Annotated in this window: 18 protein-coding genes and 1 pseudogene; 12 read left to right on the top strand and 7 right to left on the bottom strand. The window is 62.2% G+C overall.

Annotated elements, in window-relative coordinates:
- Positions 1–6 precede the first annotated feature (6 nt).
- The 6 genes from ABUH87_RS02910 (at position 7) to ABUH87_RS02885 (ending at position 8703) form a co-directional block, all read left to right on the top strand.
- Positions 7–2916, top strand: a complete 2910-nt coding sequence (locus tag ABUH87_RS02910; RefSeq protein WP_419956662.1) for a M16 family metallopeptidase — start codon at positions 7–9, stop codon at positions 2914–2916.
- A gap of 129 nt (positions 2917–3045) precedes the next feature.
- Positions 3046–4035 (top strand): methyltransferase, encoded by a 990-nt coding sequence (locus tag ABUH87_RS02905; RefSeq protein WP_367769221.1) that lies wholly within the window; start codon positions 3046–3048, stop codon positions 4033–4035.
- Positions 4036–4188: 153 nt separating this feature from the next.
- A complete protein-coding gene (locus tag ABUH87_RS02900; protein ID WP_367769219.1) occupies positions 4189–5562 on the top strand; it encodes a class II 3-deoxy-7-phosphoheptulonate synthase in 1374 nt (457 codons plus the stop codon).
- Positions 5563–5675: 113 nt separating this feature from the next.
- Positions 5676–6914, top strand: coding sequence for an ergothioneine biosynthesis protein EgtB (gene egtB / locus ABUH87_RS02895; protein ID WP_367769216.1), 1239 nt, complete (start codon positions 5676–5678; stop codon positions 6912–6914).
- A gap of 2 nt (positions 6915–6916) precedes the next feature.
- Positions 6917–7900 (top strand): L-histidine N(alpha)-methyltransferase, encoded by a 984-nt coding sequence (gene egtD / locus ABUH87_RS02890; RefSeq protein WP_367769213.1) that lies wholly within the window; start codon positions 6917–6919, stop codon positions 7898–7900.
- 53 nt (positions 7901–7953) lie between these two features.
- Positions 7954–8703 carry an SDR family NAD(P)-dependent oxidoreductase gene (locus ABUH87_RS02885; protein ID WP_367769210.1) on the top strand — a complete coding sequence of 250 codons (750 nt, stop codon included), beginning with the start codon at positions 7954–7956 and terminating at the stop codon, positions 8701–8703.
- A gap of 4 nt (positions 8704–8707) precedes the next feature.
- On the opposite strand, the gene ABUH87_RS02880 is transcribed toward ABUH87_RS02885, so the two are convergent.
- Entirely contained in the window at positions 8708–9325 is a 618-nt protein-coding gene (locus tag ABUH87_RS02880) for a trimeric intracellular cation channel family protein (RefSeq protein WP_367769207.1), read from the bottom strand.
- Between the two features lie 103 nt (positions 9326–9428).
- A complete protein-coding gene (locus tag ABUH87_RS02875) occupies positions 9429–10223 on the bottom strand; it encodes an SDR family oxidoreductase (protein ID WP_367769204.1) in 795 nt (264 codons plus the stop codon).
- A gap of 191 nt (positions 10224–10414) precedes the next feature.
- On the opposite strand from ABUH87_RS02875, the gene ABUH87_RS02870 reads away from it, so the two are divergent.
- The gene (locus tag ABUH87_RS02870) at positions 10415–11200 is read left to right on the top strand and encodes a DUF1206 domain-containing protein (protein ID WP_367769200.1); all 786 of its coding nucleotides are present in this window, start codon (positions 10415–10417) and stop codon (positions 11198–11200) included.
- On the opposite strand, the gene ABUH87_RS02865 is transcribed toward ABUH87_RS02870, so the two are convergent.
- The 4 genes from ABUH87_RS02865 to ABUH87_RS02850 form a co-directional block, all read right to left on the bottom strand.
- Positions 11195–11491: a hypothetical protein gene (locus ABUH87_RS02865; protein ID WP_367769196.1), complete on the bottom strand. Its 297-nt coding sequence runs from the start codon at positions 11489–11491 to the stop codon at positions 11195–11197. The genes ABUH87_RS02870 and ABUH87_RS02865 overlap by 6 nt on opposite strands.
- Before the next feature lie 65 nt (positions 11492–11556).
- Entirely contained in the window at positions 11557–12189 is a 633-nt protein-coding gene (locus ABUH87_RS02860) for a YbhB/YbcL family Raf kinase inhibitor-like protein (RefSeq protein WP_367769193.1), read from the bottom strand.
- Positions 12190–12205: 16 nt separating this feature from the next.
- The gene (locus tag ABUH87_RS02855) at positions 12206–12469 is read right to left on the bottom strand and encodes a DUF2171 domain-containing protein (protein WP_367769191.1); all 264 of its coding nucleotides are present in this window, start codon (positions 12467–12469) and stop codon (positions 12206–12208) included.
- 123 nt (positions 12470–12592) lie between these two features.
- Positions 12593–12778 (bottom strand): hypothetical protein, encoded by a 186-nt coding sequence (locus ABUH87_RS02850; protein ID WP_367769188.1) that lies wholly within the window; start codon positions 12776–12778, stop codon positions 12593–12595.
- Between the two features lie 179 nt (positions 12779–12957).
- Here ABUH87_RS02850 and ABUH87_RS02845 point away from each other — a divergent pair, with 179 nt between their 5' ends.
- The gene (locus ABUH87_RS02845; protein ID WP_367769185.1) at positions 12958–13326 is read left to right on the top strand and encodes a cupin domain-containing protein; all 369 of its coding nucleotides are present in this window, start codon (positions 12958–12960) and stop codon (positions 13324–13326) included.
- A 44-nt stretch (positions 13327–13370) separates the two neighbouring features.
- Here ABUH87_RS02845 and ABUH87_RS02840 read toward each other — a convergent pair whose 3' ends face one another.
- Positions 13371–13754, bottom strand: coding sequence for a cytochrome c family protein (locus ABUH87_RS02840; protein ID WP_367769182.1), 384 nt, complete (start codon positions 13752–13754; stop codon positions 13371–13373).
- Positions 13755–13918: 164 nt separating this feature from the next.
- On the opposite strand from ABUH87_RS02840, the gene ABUH87_RS02835 reads away from it, so the two are divergent.
- The 4 genes and pseudogenes from ABUH87_RS02835 to ABUH87_RS02820 all read left to right on the top strand — a co-directional run bounded on the left by ABUH87_RS02835 (position 13919) and on the right by ABUH87_RS02820 (position 18708).
- The gene (locus ABUH87_RS02835) at positions 13919–15202 is read left to right on the top strand and encodes a cystathionine gamma-synthase family protein (RefSeq protein ID WP_367769178.1); all 1284 of its coding nucleotides are present in this window, start codon (positions 13919–13921) and stop codon (positions 15200–15202) included.
- Between the two features lie 503 nt (positions 15203–15705).
- A complete protein-coding gene (locus tag ABUH87_RS02830; RefSeq protein ID WP_367769175.1) occupies positions 15706–16611 on the top strand; it encodes a tyrosine-type recombinase/integrase in 906 nt (301 codons plus the stop codon).
- 4 nt (positions 16612–16615) lie between these two features.
- Positions 16616–17467: pseudogene (locus ABUH87_RS02825) on the top strand (IS91 family transposase); the annotation flags it as partial.
- 71 nt (positions 17468–17538) lie between these two features.
- Positions 17539–18708 carry an IS110 family RNA-guided transposase gene (locus ABUH87_RS02820; RefSeq protein ID WP_367768160.1) on the top strand — a complete coding sequence of 390 codons (1170 nt, stop codon included), beginning with the start codon at positions 17539–17541 and terminating at the stop codon, positions 18706–18708.
- Positions 18709–19024: the final 316 nt, after the last annotated feature.

Genomic DNA, 19024 nt, shown 5'->3' with positions numbered 1-19024 from the left:
GCGGTGATGCACATCTCTTCGCGCGCCGCTCGCTCGCTCGCCTGCCTTCTGCTTCTCTCCACTGCATCCTACCAGCCGGCGCTGGCTCGGGATGCGGCAGTGGAGAGCAATGCCGCTGCGCAGGTTCCCTGGCTCTACCGGGGCAGTGACGTTCCCCCCGATCTGGAGTGGAAGTTCGGAGAGCTGTCAAACGGCTTGCGTTACGCCGTGCGAAAGAACGGAGTACCGCCCGGTCAGGTTTCGATCCGCATCCGGGTCGACGCAGGGTCGCTTTACGAGACGGATGATGAGCGGGGCTACGCGCACTTGCTCGAACATCTTGTCTTCCGCCAGTCGAAGTATCTCCAGGAAGGCACCGCTATTGCGACCTTCCAGCGGCTGGGCGCCGCGTTCGGCACGGATACCAATGCAGAGACCAGCGCCACGCAAACGGTCTACAAGCTCGACTTGCCCAACGCGACGCCGAGTTCACTGGACGAAACGTTCAAGCTGTTGTCCGGCATGGTCACTGCGCCGACGCTGAGTACGCAGAACCTCAAGGCTGACGTGCCCATCGTGATGGCCGAGATGCGGGAGCGGGGCGGTGCTGCCCAGCGCGTACAGGAGCGGATGCAGGAGGTCTTCTACGAGGGGCAGCCGCTTTCCGAGCGTTCGCCGATCGGAACCGTGAAGTCGCTTCAGGCTGCCACGCAGGATTCGGTCCGCGCGTTCTACAACCGTTGGTACCGGCCGGAGAACGTCGTCGTGATTGTCGCGGGCGACGCCGAACCTGCCCAGCTGGAAGCCTATGTGAAGAAGTGGTTTGCCGGTTGGCAGGTGCCCGGAAAGCCGATCCCAGCCCCCAGCTTCGGAGACCCGGTGCCACCGGCCAGCGGGCAGGGAGAGGCCCCGATCGGCAGAACCGAGATCATGGTTGAGCCCGATCTTCCACCTTCGATCAACTATGCCATCCTGCGCCCATGGCGGCAGGTGGACGATACCATCGTCTACAACCAGGGCTTGATGATCGACGCACTCGCGCAGGCCATCATCAACCGCCGCTTGGAGTCCAAGGCTCGCGCCGGTGGGAGCTTTCTGACTGCGCAAGTCAACCAGCAGGACGTCGCGCGCTCAGCAGACGGGACATTCGTGTCCGTGACACCGCTCGGCGATGACTGGCAGGCCGCGTTGCTCGACGTGCGCGGCGTTATTGCGGACGCCCTTACCCGTCCGCCAACGCAGGCGGAGATCGAGCGCGAGATCGCCGAGCTGGATGTGGCGTTTCAAGTTCCCGTTGAGCAACGGCGCCTTCTGCCTGGTGCCAAGCTGGCGGATGATCTCGTGAATGCACTGGATATCCGCGAAACCGTAGCGTCGCCCGAGGCAGTCTTGCGGATCTTCCGCGAGTCCAAGCCGCTGTTCACGCCTGCCGCAGTGCTGGAGCATACGCAGCAGTTGTTCCGTGGCACCGTCACCCGAGCGCTCTTTATTGCGCAGGAGAAGGGCAGTGCCAGTAGCGATGCTCTACGCCAGGCGCTTGTCCAGCCGGTCAAGCCCGACCAGCAGGTCCGCACGGCTGAAGGCCCCCCGGTATCTTTCGACACGCTGCCAGCCATCGGCGAGCCGGGGCAGGTCACTTCGGTTCAGAACACTGGTTTGCTGGGCATTCAGCAGCTGTCATTCGCCAACGGGGTGAAAGCGATGCTGTGGCCTGTGCAGGAAGAACCGGGCCGGCTGACGGTAAAGGTGCGTTTCGGCGGTGGCTATCGCGAGATCGACCCAAAGGATGCACCTTACATCACGCTGGGTCAGATGGCTCTGGTCGGTTCTGGCGTCGCTAGCCTGGGCCAGAACGAGCTCGATCAGATAGCGACCGGCCGCAAGATGGGCTTCAACTTCGACGTCAAGGACGCCGCATTCGAATTCAGCGCGGAAACGCGACCGGCGGATCTGGCCGATCAGCTTTATCTGTTCGCCGCGAAGCTGGACCTGCCACGTTGGGACAAGCAGCCTTTGGAGCGTGCCAAAGCAGCGGCGAAGATTCAGTATGCCACCTTTGCGACCTCGCCCCAAGGCGTGCTGAACCGAGACCTCCAGTTCTATCAGCGCGGCAAGGACCCTCGTTTCCAGACGCCAACGCCAGAGCAGATCGACCGCACCACCCCTGAGGGGTTCCGCAGGGTATGGGAAAAAGCCCTCAGCAGCGGCCCCATCGAAGTCCAGATATATGGTGACTTCGAACCGGCACAGGCAGTCGCAGCGTTGCAGCGTACTTTCGGTGCCCTGGAGCCAAGGGATCCGGCTCCGGTCGAGGCGGACACTGCTGAAATCGGTGCTCCGAAGCCGACCGATGATGCTGTTGTGCTCAGGCATCATGGCGACGCCGATCAGGCCGCGGCAGTCATCTCATGGCCCACCGGGGGCGGCTCGACGGCGCTGCCGGAATCACGCCAGCTGGAGATCCTCACGCAGCTGTTCACCAACCGCTTGGTTGATGCGGTGCGAGAAAAGCTCGGCGTTTCGTACGCACCCTATGTGTTCGCGACATGGCCGGTCGATCTCGAGGCTGGCGGTTCGATCACGGCGATGGCGCAGTTGCAGCCCGACAAGGTGCCACTCTTCTTCGATACGGCGGACGAGATCGCTCAGGACCTCATCACCAATCCACCGTCCGAGGACGAACTGACGCGTGTAGTGGAGCCGCTGCGGCAGCAGGTTACGCGCGCTGCATCGAGTTCGGCGTTCTTCATGCAGCAGCTTGAGGGCGCCACAACGGACCCCTCGCGCATCGCGTCCCTGCGGACGATCCTCACGGATTACACGCAGACCTCTCCGGCTGCGATGCAGGCGCTGGCCGCGCGCTACCTCGGGCAAGAGAAATCCTGGCGGCTGGCTGTGATGCCTGAGAAAGCAACGGGTGCGGAGGCGCGCAAGTAGGCCGGTCAAGCCTGCAGTCCCGTTCCCTTCCTTTGCAGGGGAAGGGGGCTGCCCGGGACTTCTTCTTCCTGTCGGAACCAGCGTCCGCTGCGCTGGTTATGTTCCGGCAAAAGAACAAGGGATCCCAGCATGTTGACCGACCTTCAGCGTGTGACGAACGAGCCCCGAGCACAGGACGGCTTGTGGTTCTCCGATGCTGCCCGAGAGGCATTACTGGCCTTGCTTCGTGAACTCAGGGCACGGAAGTATGACTTCGTCACGGCTACGCCCTCAACCCATGCGAGAGTTGTAAAGCGGTCCACGCGTCAGCAAGCGCGCGCATTGCGAGATGTTCTAGGATGGAGTCTGCCCTTCGATCCTCGCGTCGTTGACGCGGATTTGCTCGCAATTCTGAAGGCGGCCGGCGCAATCGAGGAACGGGCCGATGGCCTCCTCAAGGCCCGCATTCGGGTTTCGGCTGTCGAAGGAACGCTCTTCATCCACTCCGCTTTTCCCACGCTGGCGGAGGACTCGGTTTTTCTCGGACCCGATAGCTACCGGTTTGCCCAGTTGATCACTGCGAACATACAGCCGGGAACGCAGAGAATCCTGGATTATGGAGCGGGCGCGGGTGTCGGTGGTATTGTGGCGGCTCGCGCGGCAGGCAAAGCCCATCTGACATTGGCGGACGTCAATCCAAAGGCGCTATTCCTCGCTTCGATCAATGCCGAACACGCAGGTATCGACCATCGGACTGTCCACGTGAGTGAGCCGCGCGAGGTGGAAGGTGCCTTTGACGCGATGGTGACTCACCCTCCTTTCATGATTGATGCGGATCGGCGGGCCTACCGCGATGGTGGCGATCTCTATGGCGGGCAGCTGTCGCTCGAGTGGGTGTTGCAAGGGCGCAAGCTGCTGGCACCGGGTGGCCGATTGATCCTGCACACCGGCGTTTCCATTGTTGATGGGCGCGACGTGCTTCTGGAGGCACTGCGGGAGCGACTGCCGTCCACCGGTGTGCACATGGACTATCGCGAACTGGATCCTGACATCTTCGGAGAAGAGCTCGACAACGAGGTCTACGCCGATGTGGAGCGGATTGCTGCGGTCGGTCTCGTGCTGACAAGAACCGAAGCTTGAGGTGTAGGAGCGCGGCACACTAGCTGGGCGTCGACGGACGATCACTCTTCCGATCACTCCCAGCGGGTAAAGCCACTTTGCATTCCTTGTGACCAAAGGGTATGGGCGCCCCTTGGAATGCGCCGGATGTTGACCGGCCAGGGAGTACGTGACGTGGCGAGCAATTGGACACCGGACGGCTGGAAGGCGCATGAAGCGCGGCACCTGCCTTCCTATGGCGACGTGGAAAAGTTGAGCGGGGTAGAGACCACGCTTGCGAAGTTTCCGCCGCTGGTGTTTGCAGGCGAAGCGCGCGAACTGAAGAAGGACTTGGCGGAAGTCGCCGCTGGTCGCGGTTTTCTGCTTCAGGGCGGCGACTGCGCTGAGAGCTTTGCCGAGTTCCACCCGGACAATATTCGCGATACCTTCCGTGTCCTGTTGCAGATGGCAGTGGTCCTGACATTTGCGAGCAAGCAGCCGGTTGTAAAAGTCGGGCGCATGGCAGGGCAGTTCGCGAAGCCGCGCTCTGCTCCGACGGAGTCGATCGGCGGGCAGGAACTGCCGAGCTATCTGGGCGACATTATCAACGGGATCGATTTCGATCCCGCGACACGCCAGAATGATCCTGAGCGTATGGTTCGCGCCTACACGCAGTCTGCTGCGACACTGAACCTGCTGCGTGCTTTCGCAAGCGGCGGATATGCCAACCTGCGCCAGGTCCACCAGTGGACGATGGACCACATTGGCCGTAGCCCGTGGGGTCAGCGCTTCTCCGAGATGGCCGACCGCATCGGTGAGGCTCTGGACTTCATGGAGGCATGCGGTGTCGATCCGCGGACCGTACCGCAGTTGCAGGGCACCAGCTTCTACACAAGCCATGAGGCGCTTCTGCTCCAATACGAGCAGGCCCTGACGCGTCGTGACTCGCTCACGGGCGACTGGTACGATTGTTCGGCCCACATGCTGTGGATCGGCGATCGCACGCGCTTTGAAGGTTCGGCTCATGTCGAGTTCCTGCGCGGCGTCGGCAATCCGATCGGCATGAAGTGCGGACCGAGCCTGGAGCCCGACGCCTTGCTGCGGATGCTCGACACGCTCAACCCAGGCCGCGAGGCTGGCCGCATGACCCTGATCAGCCGCTTCGGCCACGAGAAGGTCGAGGACGGTTTGCCCAAGCTGGTGCGGGCGGTGAAGCGCGAAGGGCACCCGGTGGTATGGTCGTGCGATCCGATGCATGGCAATGTCATCAAGACTGAAAGCGGCCTCAAGACCCGTCCATTCGAGCGTATTCTCGCTGAGGTTCGGGGCTTCTTCGCCGTTCACCGGGCCGAAGGAACACACGCGGGCGGCATCCACATCGAGATGACGGGCCAGGATGTCACCGAGTGCACCGGTGGCGCGATCGCCATCACTGACGAAGCGCTTGCAGACCGCTACCACACGCACTGCGATCCGCGCCTCAACGGTGCGCAGTCTATCGAGCTGGCGTTCATGATGGCCGATATGCTCAACCTCGAGGCAATGGAACGCCAGAAGCAGGCGGCCTGAGGCACTTTACTGACCCACGCTCGTCGACTGCTGGCGAGCTGGGTCAGGCAGGCTTGCCCTCAGGGGCACGCATGCGGCGGGAGCAGAAACGCGCCTCGCACGTTTAGGCCTTCATGGAGGCTGCAACCAGTTTAAGCGGAGCGACCCGGGGGCTTACTCAGGCGGATCGGTTCCGTGTCACCAGACGCCAGAGTGAGGCGCTTGCCGCTCCGCTGAGTGATGCTGACGCGACGATCCAATCGATGCCGGATGCCTCCCCGGCCAAGTGGCATCTGGCGCACACATCATGGTTCTTCGAAACCTTCCTCCTTCGCGATCATCTGGAGGGCTACTCGCGCTACGATGAGCGCTGGCCCTATCTTTTCAATTCCTACTACGAGGCCGAAGGTGCGCGACATGCCCGCGCCGCAAGAGGCATGCTCTCTCGGCCGTCGCTTGACGAAGTGCTTGCCTGGCGCGCGCACGTCGATGAAGCCATGGCTTCGTTGCTTGACCGGCCTGAGCTTGAGCCGCTGATCGAACTGGGGATCCAGCACGAGCAGCAGCACCAGGAGCTCCTTCTCACGGACATCAAGCACGCGCTCTGGAGCAACCCCCTAGGCCCTGGCTATGCCGCCGCTCCGCCTATCACAAGTCCAGCGCCCGCAGCGGCCATGGAGTGGCACAGGCATCCGGGGGGTATCATGCGAGCGGGGCATGACGCGTCGGGCTTTGCTTTCGACAACGAGGGGCCCGCCCATCGGGCGCTGCTCGAACCCTTTGCACTGGCGGACCGGCTTGTCAGCAATCGTGATTGGTCAGAGTTCATCGCTGACGGCGGCTATAGCAACGCCGTCCTGTGGCTTTCCGACGGCTGGAGCTGGGTTCAACGGGAGGGGATCGACAGCCCGCTGTACTGGCAGGGGGACAAGCACTTCACCTTGTCCGGCTGGCAGGACCTTGATCCGGACGCGCCCGTTACGCACATCTCGTACTACGAGGCGGATGCGTTCGCGACGTGGGCCGGGTTGCGACTGCCGACCGAATTTGAGTGGGAAGCCATCGCGCAGGGGAAGGATGCCAGCGCAGGCAATCAGCTAGACGGCGCGGGAGCGGTCCATCCGATCGGCTCAGAAAGCTTGTTCGGCGATTGCTGGCAATGGACCCGCTCCGCCTACCTTCCCTACCCGCGATTTCGCCCAGCTGCGGGCGCAGTCGGCGAGTACAACGGCAAGTTCATGAGCGGCCAGTTCGTCCTCAAGGGCGCCAGCTGCGCAACGCCGCGAGGGCACTCGCGCGCGACTTACCGCAACTTCTTCTATCCCCACCAGCGCTGGCAGTTCACCGGTCTGCGCCTCGCCAAGGATCTCTGACGATGGCTGCTGCCGCACTGCTGATCGATCACCCGACGGACACGCCGCTTAATACCCAGTTCCGGCGGGATGTTCTGACTGGATTGTCTCAGCAGCGAAAGGCTGTGCCCGCCCGCTGGTTCTACGATCACAGGGGGAGCGAACTGTTTGAGGAGATCACGCGGCTGCCCGAGTACTACCCGACACGAGCAGAAGTCAGCATCCTTTCCCAGAGATGCGGCGAAATGGCCGCCGCTATCGGGCCTGGTCGCGTTGTCGTGGAGTTCGGCGCTGGCAGCGCAACGAAGACCCCGCTGCTGCTGGACTGCATAGCACCGGCGGCGTACGTGCCGATCGACATCTCCGGCGACTTTCTGCGCGAATCCTGTGCGCCGCTGGCAGAGCGTTACCCCAGCTTGCCAATCCACCCGGTCGAAGCGGACTTTACGCGACCCGCCAGCATCCCCTCATCTTTGATGCGGCATCCGCGCCTTGGCTTTTTTCCGGGCTCCACCATCGGTAACATGGAGCCTGCAACTGCCGTAGACCTGCTGCGCACGATGCGCGATACGCTTGGCGAGGGTAGCGTGCTGCTGATCGGCATGGACCGTATCAAGGCCGTGGACGTGCTCACGGCGGCTTACGACGACGCTGCAGGTGTGACGGCGGAGTTCAACTGTAACCTGGCTGCGCGCATCAATCGGGAGCTGGATGGCACGATACCTCTCGACGCCTTGCGCCATCGCGCTGTGTGGAACGACGTCCGTGCGCGCGTTGAGATGCATTTGGAAGCTGAGCGCGATATTGCCTTCAAGGTCGCCGGTCGCAGCTTCGCCATGCGCGAGGGCGAGACGATCCACACGGAAAACAGCCACAAGTACGATCAACGCAGCGCCGCGACTCTGCTTCTCGCAGGGGGATGGGAGCCTTGCGAAACCTGGATGGATGCAGACGAACGCTTCATGGTGATCGCCGCGCGCGCAATGGATGACTTGCTCACAGCTTGACCCGCGCTGCTTCCCTCGTCAGCGAATGAGCATAGACGAAAGGGAGCGGTGAAATGGGAGGCATGTTCGATCTGGGCGGACGCGTGGCTTTGGTAACGGGCGGAGCCAGCGGTATCGGCGCTGGGATCTGTGAGGTGCTGACTGAGGCTGGCGCCAGGGTTGTGATCGCAGACCGCGATGAGCAGGGGGCGCGGGCGCAAGTGGAATCCGGCGCCGCAGCCGACTGTGTCTCCGTCGACCTCACCCAAGAAGACTCCATAGTTGCAGCTGTCCGACAGGTCGTTGAGCGCCACGGCGCACCCTGGTTGCTGGTCAACAATGCCGGATTGCAGCATCGCGAACTGCTGCTGAAGGGTACGGTGGCACATTGGGAGCGCATCCACGCAGTGAATGCGCGTGCGCCGTTCCTCATGATCCGCGAGGTCGCCCAAGCGATGATCACCGCAGGCGGCGGCGGGCGCATCGTTAACTGCGCATCGTCCGGTCTGGTCGGGCAATTCGTACAGGGACTGGCTGCATATCTCGCTTCCAAGGGAGATCTTGCGGCTCTGACGACGAGTGCCGCCTTCGAACTGGCAGAGCATGGCATCACGGTTAACACGGTCTTGCCCGGCGGTGTTGGTACGCCAGGCGCAATCGCGGCAGAAGGGCCGCCGCCGATCGGACCCGGCAATCGCCGTCCTCCCCTCGGCATGTGCACCCCGCGCGATATTGGCTCTGCCGTGCTCTACTTCGCCACACCTGCCGCGCGGTTGGTCACGAACCAGGTGTTAGGAGTGGACGGCGGCTTCACCGTGACCTGATTGCTCAGGCCCCTCTGTGGGGAGGCAAGGCAAGCTGCCAACGGATGGCTGCTCCGCGAAGGGCAAAACCGGCGACGAAACCTGCGAACGACGGGAACGGTGCAGCGAACCCCAGCGCGTGGAGACTCACGAACACGCCCGCAGCGGCCAGCGATGCAGTGACGTAGAGTTCGTGGCGCATCAGAACGGATGGCACGCCGGCCGTGATGTCGCGGATTACACCGCCCAGGCAGGCTGTGATTATCCCCGCCGTCACGGCGGGTACGGGCGCGATTCCGTACTGAAGCGCCTTACCGGCGCCATAAACCGCATAAGCCGCGAGGCCGGCGGCGTCGAACCATTCAAGTGCGCGTTCTGGCCACCAGCGCAACGGCACCATCCAGGCTGCCACTGCGACACTGACGCAGAGGATGACCGGAACGGCATCTTGCATCCAGAAGATCGGCGCTCCGATCAGAACGTCGCGCAAAGTGCCACCGCCGGTGGCCGTGATAAGCGCGAAGAAGCAGGCCGCGATGAAGTCCAGCCGCTTGCGCGCTGCGGCAAGGGCGCCTGACGCGGCAAAGACGCAAATGCCCGCGATGTTCAGCCAAGGGAGGAGGAGCTCGAGTGGAAGTGGCATGCTGCACGCTTAGAGCAAGCCACGCGCTCCGTCATCGACAGGAACGCTGTTTCGGCTGGTGGAGGACTGTGCACAAGGCAGAGTCCTCCCGTAACCGATCCGCTTACTTGGGTGGCATCCGGATGGCGCCGTCGATCCGGATGCACTGTCCGTTGATGTAGGTGTTGCGCGAGATTTCCACAGCAAGGCTGGCGAACTCCTCTGGATTGCCAAGTCGCTTGGGGAAGGGGACTGCTTTGCCAAGTCCCTCGAACACGGCCTCGTTCATCTCCTTCACGCGCAGCATCGGCGGTGTTGCGAAAGTGCCCGGCAGGATGGCGTTTACGCGGATGCCAAGGTCCATGAGATCGCGTGCCATCGGCAGGACCATCGCGTTTACGGCCCCTTTGCCGCCGCCGTACGCCACTTGCCCGATCTGACCGTCCTGGGAGGCGGCAGAAGAGGTGAAGATGATGCAGCCGCGCTCTCCGTCTTCGTTCACCGGCTCGGCATTCGCCATGCCCAGAGCGGCGATCGAGGCGACGCGATAGCTCGCAGTAAAGATCCCTTCGGCCGACTTTGCGATCTGCTCTGTCGGAGTGCGTTTGAAGGCACCGGTCTTCTTGTCGAACGAGACCGTTTTGCCGCCACCCGCGACAACGGCGCAGTGGACGACGATACGCTCCTGCCCGTGGGCTTCGCGCGCTTTCGCAAAGCCCGCCTCCACGCTCTCTTCATCCATGATGTTGACGTTGCAGAAGGTGCCGCCGATTTCCTGAGCGAAGGCCTGACCAGCCTCTTCGCTGATGTCGAAGACGGCAACCTTGACCCCTGAGTCCGCCAGGGCTTTCGCAGTGGCCCGGCCCAGACCGGATGCACCGCCCGTGACGATGGCGGCGATGGTGTTGTCAATTTTCATGTGGCGGCCTCCCAGCTCGTGATTCGCGTGTTCCCGCTTGGCTAGCGCAATGTGGGGCTCGCTCGAAACGGCAAAGCCTTGACGGCGAAGTATCGCTCTCGCGTACCAGCCTCGATTTGGAAAGCAGTCTGCCGCTTCTGCCGAGGGAACGGAAGGGAGGGCGAGCCGTTCGCAACTGAGCAGGAGATACTATGATGAACGCCAGCTCGCGGTTGACCATTCTGACGCGCATCGGCTTTGCCACGCGCGGCGCGCTTTACATCGCCATTGCCTTTCTGGTCATCCGGACCGGTCAAGCGGAAGATCCCAGCGGCGCGCTTCGCTATCTGGGGGAGGGCGGCGGCCGCATTCTTCTGGCCGTGATGGCGCTTGGACTGCTTGCATATGGCATCTGGCGATTGTCGGACGCGCTGCTCGATATAGAGCGGCATGGTACTGACCGGAAGGGCGTGGCTGAGCGTCTTGGAGCGGGCGCGAGCGGCATCGTGCACCTTTTCCTCACATGGCAAGCCATACGCTTGATCCAGGGCGTTGCTTCGTCAGGGCAGGCGACCGAAGAGGGGACGCAAACGGCGCTGCAATTGCCGGGAGGTACGGCGATCGTCGTACTCGGCGCCTTGATCCTGTTCGGGGTGGGCGTCTTCCAGCTGGTGCGTGCGGTGAAGGGGACCTTCCTGCGCCATCTGGAGCCTTCCATAGCGCGCCAGGCCTGGGCGCAGTGGTGCGGCAGAGCTGGCTATGCTGCGCGTGGTCTCATCTTCATCGTATCAAGCTATTTTCTTCTGCGAGCGGGTCTGGAGCAACGCTCGAGCGAAGCCGGCGGCATGGCGCAGGCGATAGCGTGGCTTTCGCCCCCAGTGGATGTAGTCGTGGCTGTGGGCTTGCTGGGCTTCGGCATCTTCAGCCTGGTGGAAGCCCGCTTTCGGGTACTTCATGACGTCCCTGTGGATAGCGCCGTCGCTAAAGTGACATCATGAGGATCGGCGACCGTGCAGCCATGCGACGCAGGCAGTGACGCCGCTAGGCGCAATCCAGTCCAGCCACTGATCCGCCTTGGGCCAAACGCGACTGTCGAATGGAGCCCACCAAGGCATGTTTGCCCTGAGCCCCTCACCATACATCTCGATCCATCGGTACTCGGCCTGGGCGAGTTCTCGACCGATAAAGTAAGCTGACGCGACGCCGGCCCCCGCCCACCAGCTTTTGGTGGACGCGCCAATCAGCGCCTGGATCGCCAGAGCCAGCGCGACATGTCCTAAAAAACCCATCTTACCTCGAATTCAGTCCCCTCGCAGGTCGCCCTATACCTGCGAAGGGACTGCCATTTGCCTTGTCAGGTCTGCGCCGGGCGCAGAGCACCCATGTTCTCGGTTCCGCTTGCAGGCTCTCCACGAGAGTAGGTCCCCACGAGAAGCCCTGCTGCTAGGACGCGGCCACGCAGCGCTTCGGCAAAGCTGGACCGCCCCGGACTGGCTTCGAGGTCGGGCGTGTCGGAAAGCGCGAACAATTGAAAGACGTAATCGTGGCTGCCGTGCCCCGAAGGAGGGTCCGGGGGCAGCCATCCTTCGACGAAGTAGCTGTTGCGTCCCACGTCCCGCCCATCCGGTCCGCCGACCCCGTCGCTGGAGATCGCACCTTCTGCGAGGCGGCGCTCTGACGGCGGCAGGTTCCAGACGACCGCGTGGACCAGAGGATTGGGCGTGGGCGCATCGGGATCCTCTACGATCAGGGCGAGGCTGGATGTGCCTTCCGGCACCGCTCCCCACACCAACGGCGGCGACACGCCCACTCCATCGGCCGTGAACCTCTCGGGCAGGCGGGCACCATTGGCAAACGAGGGGCTCGAGAGATCGAGCATGTCGACCCCTGGTGCCGCAACCTCATCCTGAACGATCGTGAGCTTTGCATGCCCGGCGCGCACGTTCTTGAACAGCGCGCCGACCCACTGCGGGATATGCTCGAGCATTACGGTGCTATCCCGCTCACTTCTTGTCAGCGATCGAGCTGCCGCTTTCTTCTTCTTCCAGCAGAACTGCGGCATCCGCGTTGGCTGAGAGGCGGACGGTGTCTCCTTCGATTGCCGCGACAAGTCCACGCGAGATGTAGTGGTGGTGATCGCTGTGCGATCCGCTGTCGGCCTTGGTCATCTTGATCCGGTCGCCGTCAACTTTGTCTACCGTGCCAATGTGAACCCCATCGGCGCCGATGATGTTCATGTGTTCCGAAACCTGGCTTAGATCGACCATTTCTGCTCTCCGTTGGTTAACTCAGAGGGAGGAACGTGCGAGGTGCCCGATGGGTGCCCGTTGCACCAATCGCTCGGCGCAGGACAGGCTCTCGTCGGGTATGGTGTGCCTCGGCTGCTTTGCTTACTTCTTTTCCGGAGACTGCCGCTCGGGATCTGTGCCGGTTGCGGGCACTTCGGTGTTGTCCCCGTCTTCCATGCCGAACCGCGTTGTCGCAGCTTCGCCGCCCTTCTGCGGGCGGAGACCAGACGATGGCGTGTCGCCGGTAGCGGGCGCACCCTGTGTGCTCTGGTTGTCGTTCGTCTGCATCTTGCGTCTCCTTCCCGTATGAGAACGCGAGGGAGGTCACCGTGCTTCGGGTCGTGAGGTGAAGCGTTGCTCAGACGGGCTCAGCTCTCGGGAGCTTCTGCTTACCTGAGGTGTTGGATGGTCCGTCTGCATTAGCGGGCGCTGCATCACTACCCCTTCTTCCCCGAAAGGAGCAGAGCATGGCCGTATTCAACAAGGACATGATAGATCTCGCTACCAAGAACAAGAACTTCCAGAAGGAAGTTTACTATGACGAGAACTGCCAAGTTGTGCTCATGAGCATCGAGCCCGGCGACGACATCGGCGAAGAGACGCACGACGCGGACCAGACGACCTTCTTCGTTGCTGGCGAAGGGCAGGCGGTTGTGGACGGAAGCCGCACCAAGGTTACGCCCAACCACATGATCATCATCCCCAAAGGCGCCAAGCACAACATCATCAACAAGGGGGATGAACCGCTGAAGCTCTTCACGGTCTACTCGCCTCCGGCTGAAGAGCAGGGCGTGAATCACAAGACCAAGGAAGAGGCCGAAGAAGCAGAAGACTGAGGCCGGCAACGCGCCGGGAGCCGCAATGCGGCTCCCGGTTCCATTCACTGCGACGCCGGTTTGTAGGTCGGATCCTTCAATGTCAGCATGTAGGCCGCAAGGTCGCTAATGCGTTGGGGGGCGATGGCGAAGTTCATCTCAGCAGGAAAATCGTGCGAGTTGCGCAGCCATGGCTCCAGAGTGCTCGAGGTAAGTCCCGGCTGGTTGATGACGGCGCTGAACGAAGGCGCCAGCGGGTTGGGTGAAATGCCTTCCGCCACAGCATGACAGCCACCGCAGCGCTCTTGCGCAAAGGCAAGCCCGCGCGCTGGAGCCGCAGCATTATCAAGCAACCGATCGTTAGGCGGAGGCGCGCTTGCTCCAGTGGCAGCGCATCCGGAAATGAAAAGGCATGCAAGGGCGAGCAGGGCGGGGGTTTTGGCATCCATCACGGTGCCGCTTATCACGTGACCGGGCAGGCGCGTCAAACGTGCGAATGCTTTCCCGATCGCCATAGGCTTTTCGCATGTCTCCCACTGCGGCCCTATTTTTGGCCAAGGTGAGCAACCCCGCGATCGGGGTCGAGTTCAGCCTTCACACCATGGAGACGGTTATGACCACACCATCCAAGAGCAAGTCAGCCATCGCCCAGCGTGCGCTCCATCCCGATACGCTCATGCTGAATCACGGCTATGATCCCATGCTCTCCGAAGGTGCGGTGAAGCCGCCGGTTTTTCTCACGTCGACGTTTGTCTTTCCTACGGCGGAAGATGGGCAAGATTTCTTCGATTACGTCGCAGGCCGAAAGGAACTGCCTGAGGGGAAGGGCGCAGGCCTTGTGTACTCGCGCTTCAACCATCCGAATGGCGAGATCCTGGAAGACCGCCTGGCTGCCTACGAAGGTGCGGAGGCCGGGGTGGTGTTCTCCTCAGGGATGGCTGCGATATCGACGACGATCCTCACATTCGCGACCCCGGGCGATGTCATCCTTCACTCTCAGCCGCTTTACGGCGGGACTGAGACGCTTCTCGCTCGTACCTTTGGCAAGCTGGGGATGCAGGCCGTCGGCTTTGAGGACGGCACCGATGAGCAGGTTGTCATGGCGGCTGCGGACGCCGCTGTGGCGGTGGGCCGGGTATCGGTCGTGTTCATCGAGACGCCTGCCAATCCGACGAACAGCCTTGTCGACATAGCCTTGCTCAGCCGTGTGTGTGACACCATCGGGGAGAAGCAGGGACACAGACCGCTCCTGGTATGCGACAACACACTCCTGGGGCCGGTGAGTCAGAGACCGCTCGATCACGGGGCCGACATTTCGCTGTACTCCCTTACCAAGTACGTGGGTGGCCATTCCGATCTGGTGGCCGGAGCCATCGTCGGCTCCGCCGCACTCATGCGGGCCGTGCGCCTCATGCGCAGCGCCATTGGAACTCAACTCGACCCGCATAGCTGCTGGATGCTGACTCGATCGCTGGAGACTCTCGGCCTGCGGGTGGCGCGGGCGAACACCAATGCCGCGGCTGCGGCTGAGTTCCTGCGCGATCATCCCAAGGTCGAGAGCGTGGCATATCTTCCCTTCTCTCCTTCCGGTTCGCGGCAGGCAGAACTTCTGGCGAGCCAGTGTAGCGGCGCAGGTTCGACCTTCTCCTTCGATATACGGGGAGGACAGGCCGCAGCCTTTCGTTTTCTGAATTCGCTGCGAATCTTCAAGCTTGCCGTCAGCTTGGGCGGGACCGAATCACTTGCGAGCCATCCCGCTTCGACGACTCATTCCGGAGTGCCGATTGAAGTGCGGGAGAGGATTGGCGTGCTGGAATCGACCGTCAGGCTATCGATCGGGATAGAGCACCCCGAAGACATCGTTGCCGATATGGCTTCTGCACTGGAGAGCGCTTGATGAACTCACCTCATCTGCAGCGTGGTAGCTGCGGCCCCGTGAATAAAGGTGCGCCTGGAGCGATCTGATCCGCGTGCCAGAGGAAATGGTGACCCCTACGGGAGGCGACACCGAAAACCAGAACCGACGGAAAATTGCCGTTTGCTCACGATCGCCAGCCCGTGATTTGTACGCATCGCTTGTATGCGCTTGCCGGAATGGCTGAGCTTCGTTTCGACGACCTTTACACGTGCGTCAAGTCCGCCGTGCGCCCATATTGGCATCGCGTGTACGCGCCAGACCTGACTGCTTTTGGGCCGGGAGCCGACCGGCGGCTTTTGGATAGACGATAGTAGAAAGCTGCCGCCGCTAAGCACTGCGGCCGGACGGCGGCTGCCGACCAAAGCACGAACCCGCTCCGCGGGAGAGTCGCTTGGGGTGACGTAGCGTAGTATTGTTCAGGCTTTGCGAGCGGCGATGTCGCCTTGCGACCGTGGAGTTCCTTCAACGGAAAGGAACTCACCATGGATGCTATCACTACCGCTGTCCCGAGCAACTCTCTGCGCGCGCGTATGCTGCAGGACATGACGATGCGTGGCTTTGGGGAGCACACGCAGAAGGACTATATCCGGCACGTCCGATCATTTGCCGCGTTTCTCGGCCGGCCTCCCGATACGGCCACGATCGAAGACCTCCGGCGCTTTCAGATTGATCAGCATGAACGCGCCGTTGGTCCGGCAACCATCAATGGGGCCGTATCGGCACTGCGTTTCCTGTTCGGCATAACCCTCAAGCGCCCGGAGATGGGGCTGGGGCTTGTCGTTGTTCGCTGCATGCCCAAGCTGCGGGTGGTTCTCAGCGTCGAGGAAACAGCGCGGCTGCTCGAGGCTGCGCCAGGCATCAAATACAAAGCAGCGCTGAGCGTGGCCTATGGCGCGGGCCTGCGCGTCTCGGAGGTTGCCCACCTCAAGGTCGATGACATCGACAGCACCCGGATGGTGATCCGCGTAGAGCAAGGCAAGGGACGCAAGGACCGCAACGCCATGCTCTCACCGCACCTGCTGGACTTGCTCCGTCAATGGTGGCGCGAAGGCAAGCGGCGGGGAGTTATGTTGCCACATGGCTGGCTGTTCCCCGGCCGCAACGGCACGGATCCGGTCTCAGCGCGCCAGTTGCATCGCGTCGTGCAGGAAGCGGCCGAGCGCGCCGAGATCCACAAGCGGGTAAGCCCGCACACATTGCGGCATTCGTTCGCCACTCACCTGCTCGAGCAGGGTGTCGATATCCGCGTCATCCAGGTCTTGCTGGGACACGTGAACATCAACACGACCGGTATCTATACTCAGGTTTCGAGCAAGACTATGCGGGCGGTGGCCAGCCCGCTCGACCAGATCGTTGCCGTGATGGAAGGCAGGGCACCTCCCGGTTGAACCGGTGCGCACCTTGCTCGAGGTCGCCGATATCTTTCGTAGCGCCGGGCCGGCGTATCGCGCGGCCCACGCCGGGCATCTCAGCCTTAGCCAGTTCAAGGTCATGACGGCGATCGAGAACTGCCGCACCGCCGCGCTGGGCGGTCACGTCGAGGCTTGCGACGACTGCGGGCATTGGCGGATCGCCTATAACTCCTGCCGCAATCGGCACTGCCCCAAATGCCAAGGCGCGGCGGCGCGCACCTGGCTTGCCGCGCGTGAGGCCGATCTGTTGCCGGTCGGCTACTTCCATGTCGTATTCACGGTGCCCGCCGAGATCGCCGACATCGCCTGGCAGAACAAGGCGGTGGTCTATGACCTGCTCTTCCGCGCTGCTGCGGATACGATGCTGACCATCGCCGCCGATCCCAAGCACCTCGGTGCGCGGATCGGCATCACTGCTGTCTTGCACACTTGGGGATCGGCGCTGACCCACCACCCGCATGTGCACATGATCGTGCCGGGCGGCGGTATCACGCTGGACGGCAAGCGGTGGATCTCGTCTCGCCCAGCCTTCCTGTTACCAGTGCGCGTGCTGGGCGCGTTGTTCCGCCGACTGTTCCTCACACGCCTGCTGGCACTGTTTGACGCTGGCAAGCTGGCCTTCTTCAACGCCTTGGCGGGCCTGGCCTCGCGTAAGGCCCTACTTCGATATCTATCGCCCATCCGTAAGAAGCGCTGGGTGGTCTATGCCAAACCGCCATTTGCCGGGCCGCAGGCGGTGCTGGCCTATCTCTCGCGCTATACCCACCGTGTCGCCATCTCGAACCGGCGGCTCATCACCTTCGACGAGACCGGCGTCACATTCCGCTACAAGATCCCATGAGGGTGTGGAGAGCGACCTGCGCTGTGGCAGAGCGGGGTTACTGAACTCTCTGGAGATCAATCATGCCTGTCACAGCTGAACAATCTGCAGCGCCGGCCGCCATCCGTGTCGAGCTTGACGCAATTTTCGTCTCGTTGGAACTGAGCAAATCAACATGGCTGGTAACTTCGCTATCGCCAGGTGCCGCCGATAAAATGTCCCGGCACACGGTGGACGGCGGCGACATTGCTGGGCTGTTCGCCCGTATCGGCGAACTTCGCGACAAGGCGCTGGCCCGGACAGGCAGGCTCTATCGGATCGTGTCGATCCAGGAAGCTGGACTTGATGGCTTCTGGCTGCACCGTTCACTGGACCACGAGGATTGGATCGAAAGCCACATCGTGGACGCTGCCTCGATTGCCGTCTCTCGTAAGCGCCGGCGGGCGAAGACCGACCGGATCGACGGTGAGACCCTGATCCGGACGCTGTTGGCCTACAAGCGAGGCGAGCCGCGCGTCTGCTCGATGGTGCGGGTTCCAACCCCGCAGGACGAAGATCGCCGCAGGATCGGCCGCGAACGCAAGATACTGGTCGACGAACGAACGCTGCACATCAATCGTATCAAGGGTTTACTCTTTAGCCAGGGGATTCGAGGGTATGAGCCCGGGCGCCGTGATCGCCGCGAACGGCTTGAAGAGCTGCGCACAGGAGACGGACGCGATCTGCCCACACACATCAAAGCCCAGCTTCTTCGCGAACTCGGCCGCCTCGAACTGCTGATCGAACAGATCAAGGCAGTCGAGGTCGAGCGCGACGCGATCCTGGCGCAGGACAAGGAAGTCATGACCAACCCCACGGCGATGTTGCTCGGCATCAAGGGGATCGGGCCGGAATTCGCGACGATTATCCATACCGAATGTCTGTCCCGGCATTTTGCCAATCGCAGACAGGTCGCATCCTATGCGGGCCTGGCTGCGAGCCCCTGGCAAAGCGGCTCGATCAACCGTGAGCAAGGCATCTCGAAGGCGGGCAATCCACGCCTTCGAACGGCGATGGTGCAACTCGCATGGCTTTGGCTACGCCACCAGCCGGACTCAACGCTAAGCCGCTGGTTCCGCGAACGGGTCAGCCAGAATGCGGGTAGGCGCAAGGCGACGACGATCGTTGCCCTTGCACGCAAGCTTCTCGTCGCGTTTTGGAAATATGTGACGTTCGGTGTCGTCATTGAGGGTGCCACTATGAAAGCCGCCTAACGCAAACACGACTGTAAAGTTACTTCCATCCCCAGGGCCCGATCAGCCCTGACGGATCCAGGGGGACGAACCGTGGTAGTCCATGGCTCCAAGCAAGCCGTCTACAAGAATGGTCTCGTCCTTCTGAGCCCTTGCCCGCCGAAAGCGGGATAGTGGTGCAGCCGCTTCGAACGGCGACCGGATGTGAGGTTGATCAGGCTCGGACGCCGAGCCGCGTCATGCAATCGGGCTCGGACCTCGGATACCGTTTACGAACTTGGAGATGCACAATGTCATCATGATGCCATGCCTTGACGTGGAAGCCCTCATGTGAGGA

Origin of the sequence: Novosphingobium rhizovicinum, assembly GCF_040813635.1 — a bacterium.
GTDB lineage: Bacteria > Pseudomonadota > Alphaproteobacteria > Sphingomonadales > Sphingomonadaceae > Novosphingobium > Novosphingobium rhizovicinum.
Note: the sequence above shows the minus strand (reverse complement) of the source record. Positions and strands in the feature narration are given on the sequence as shown.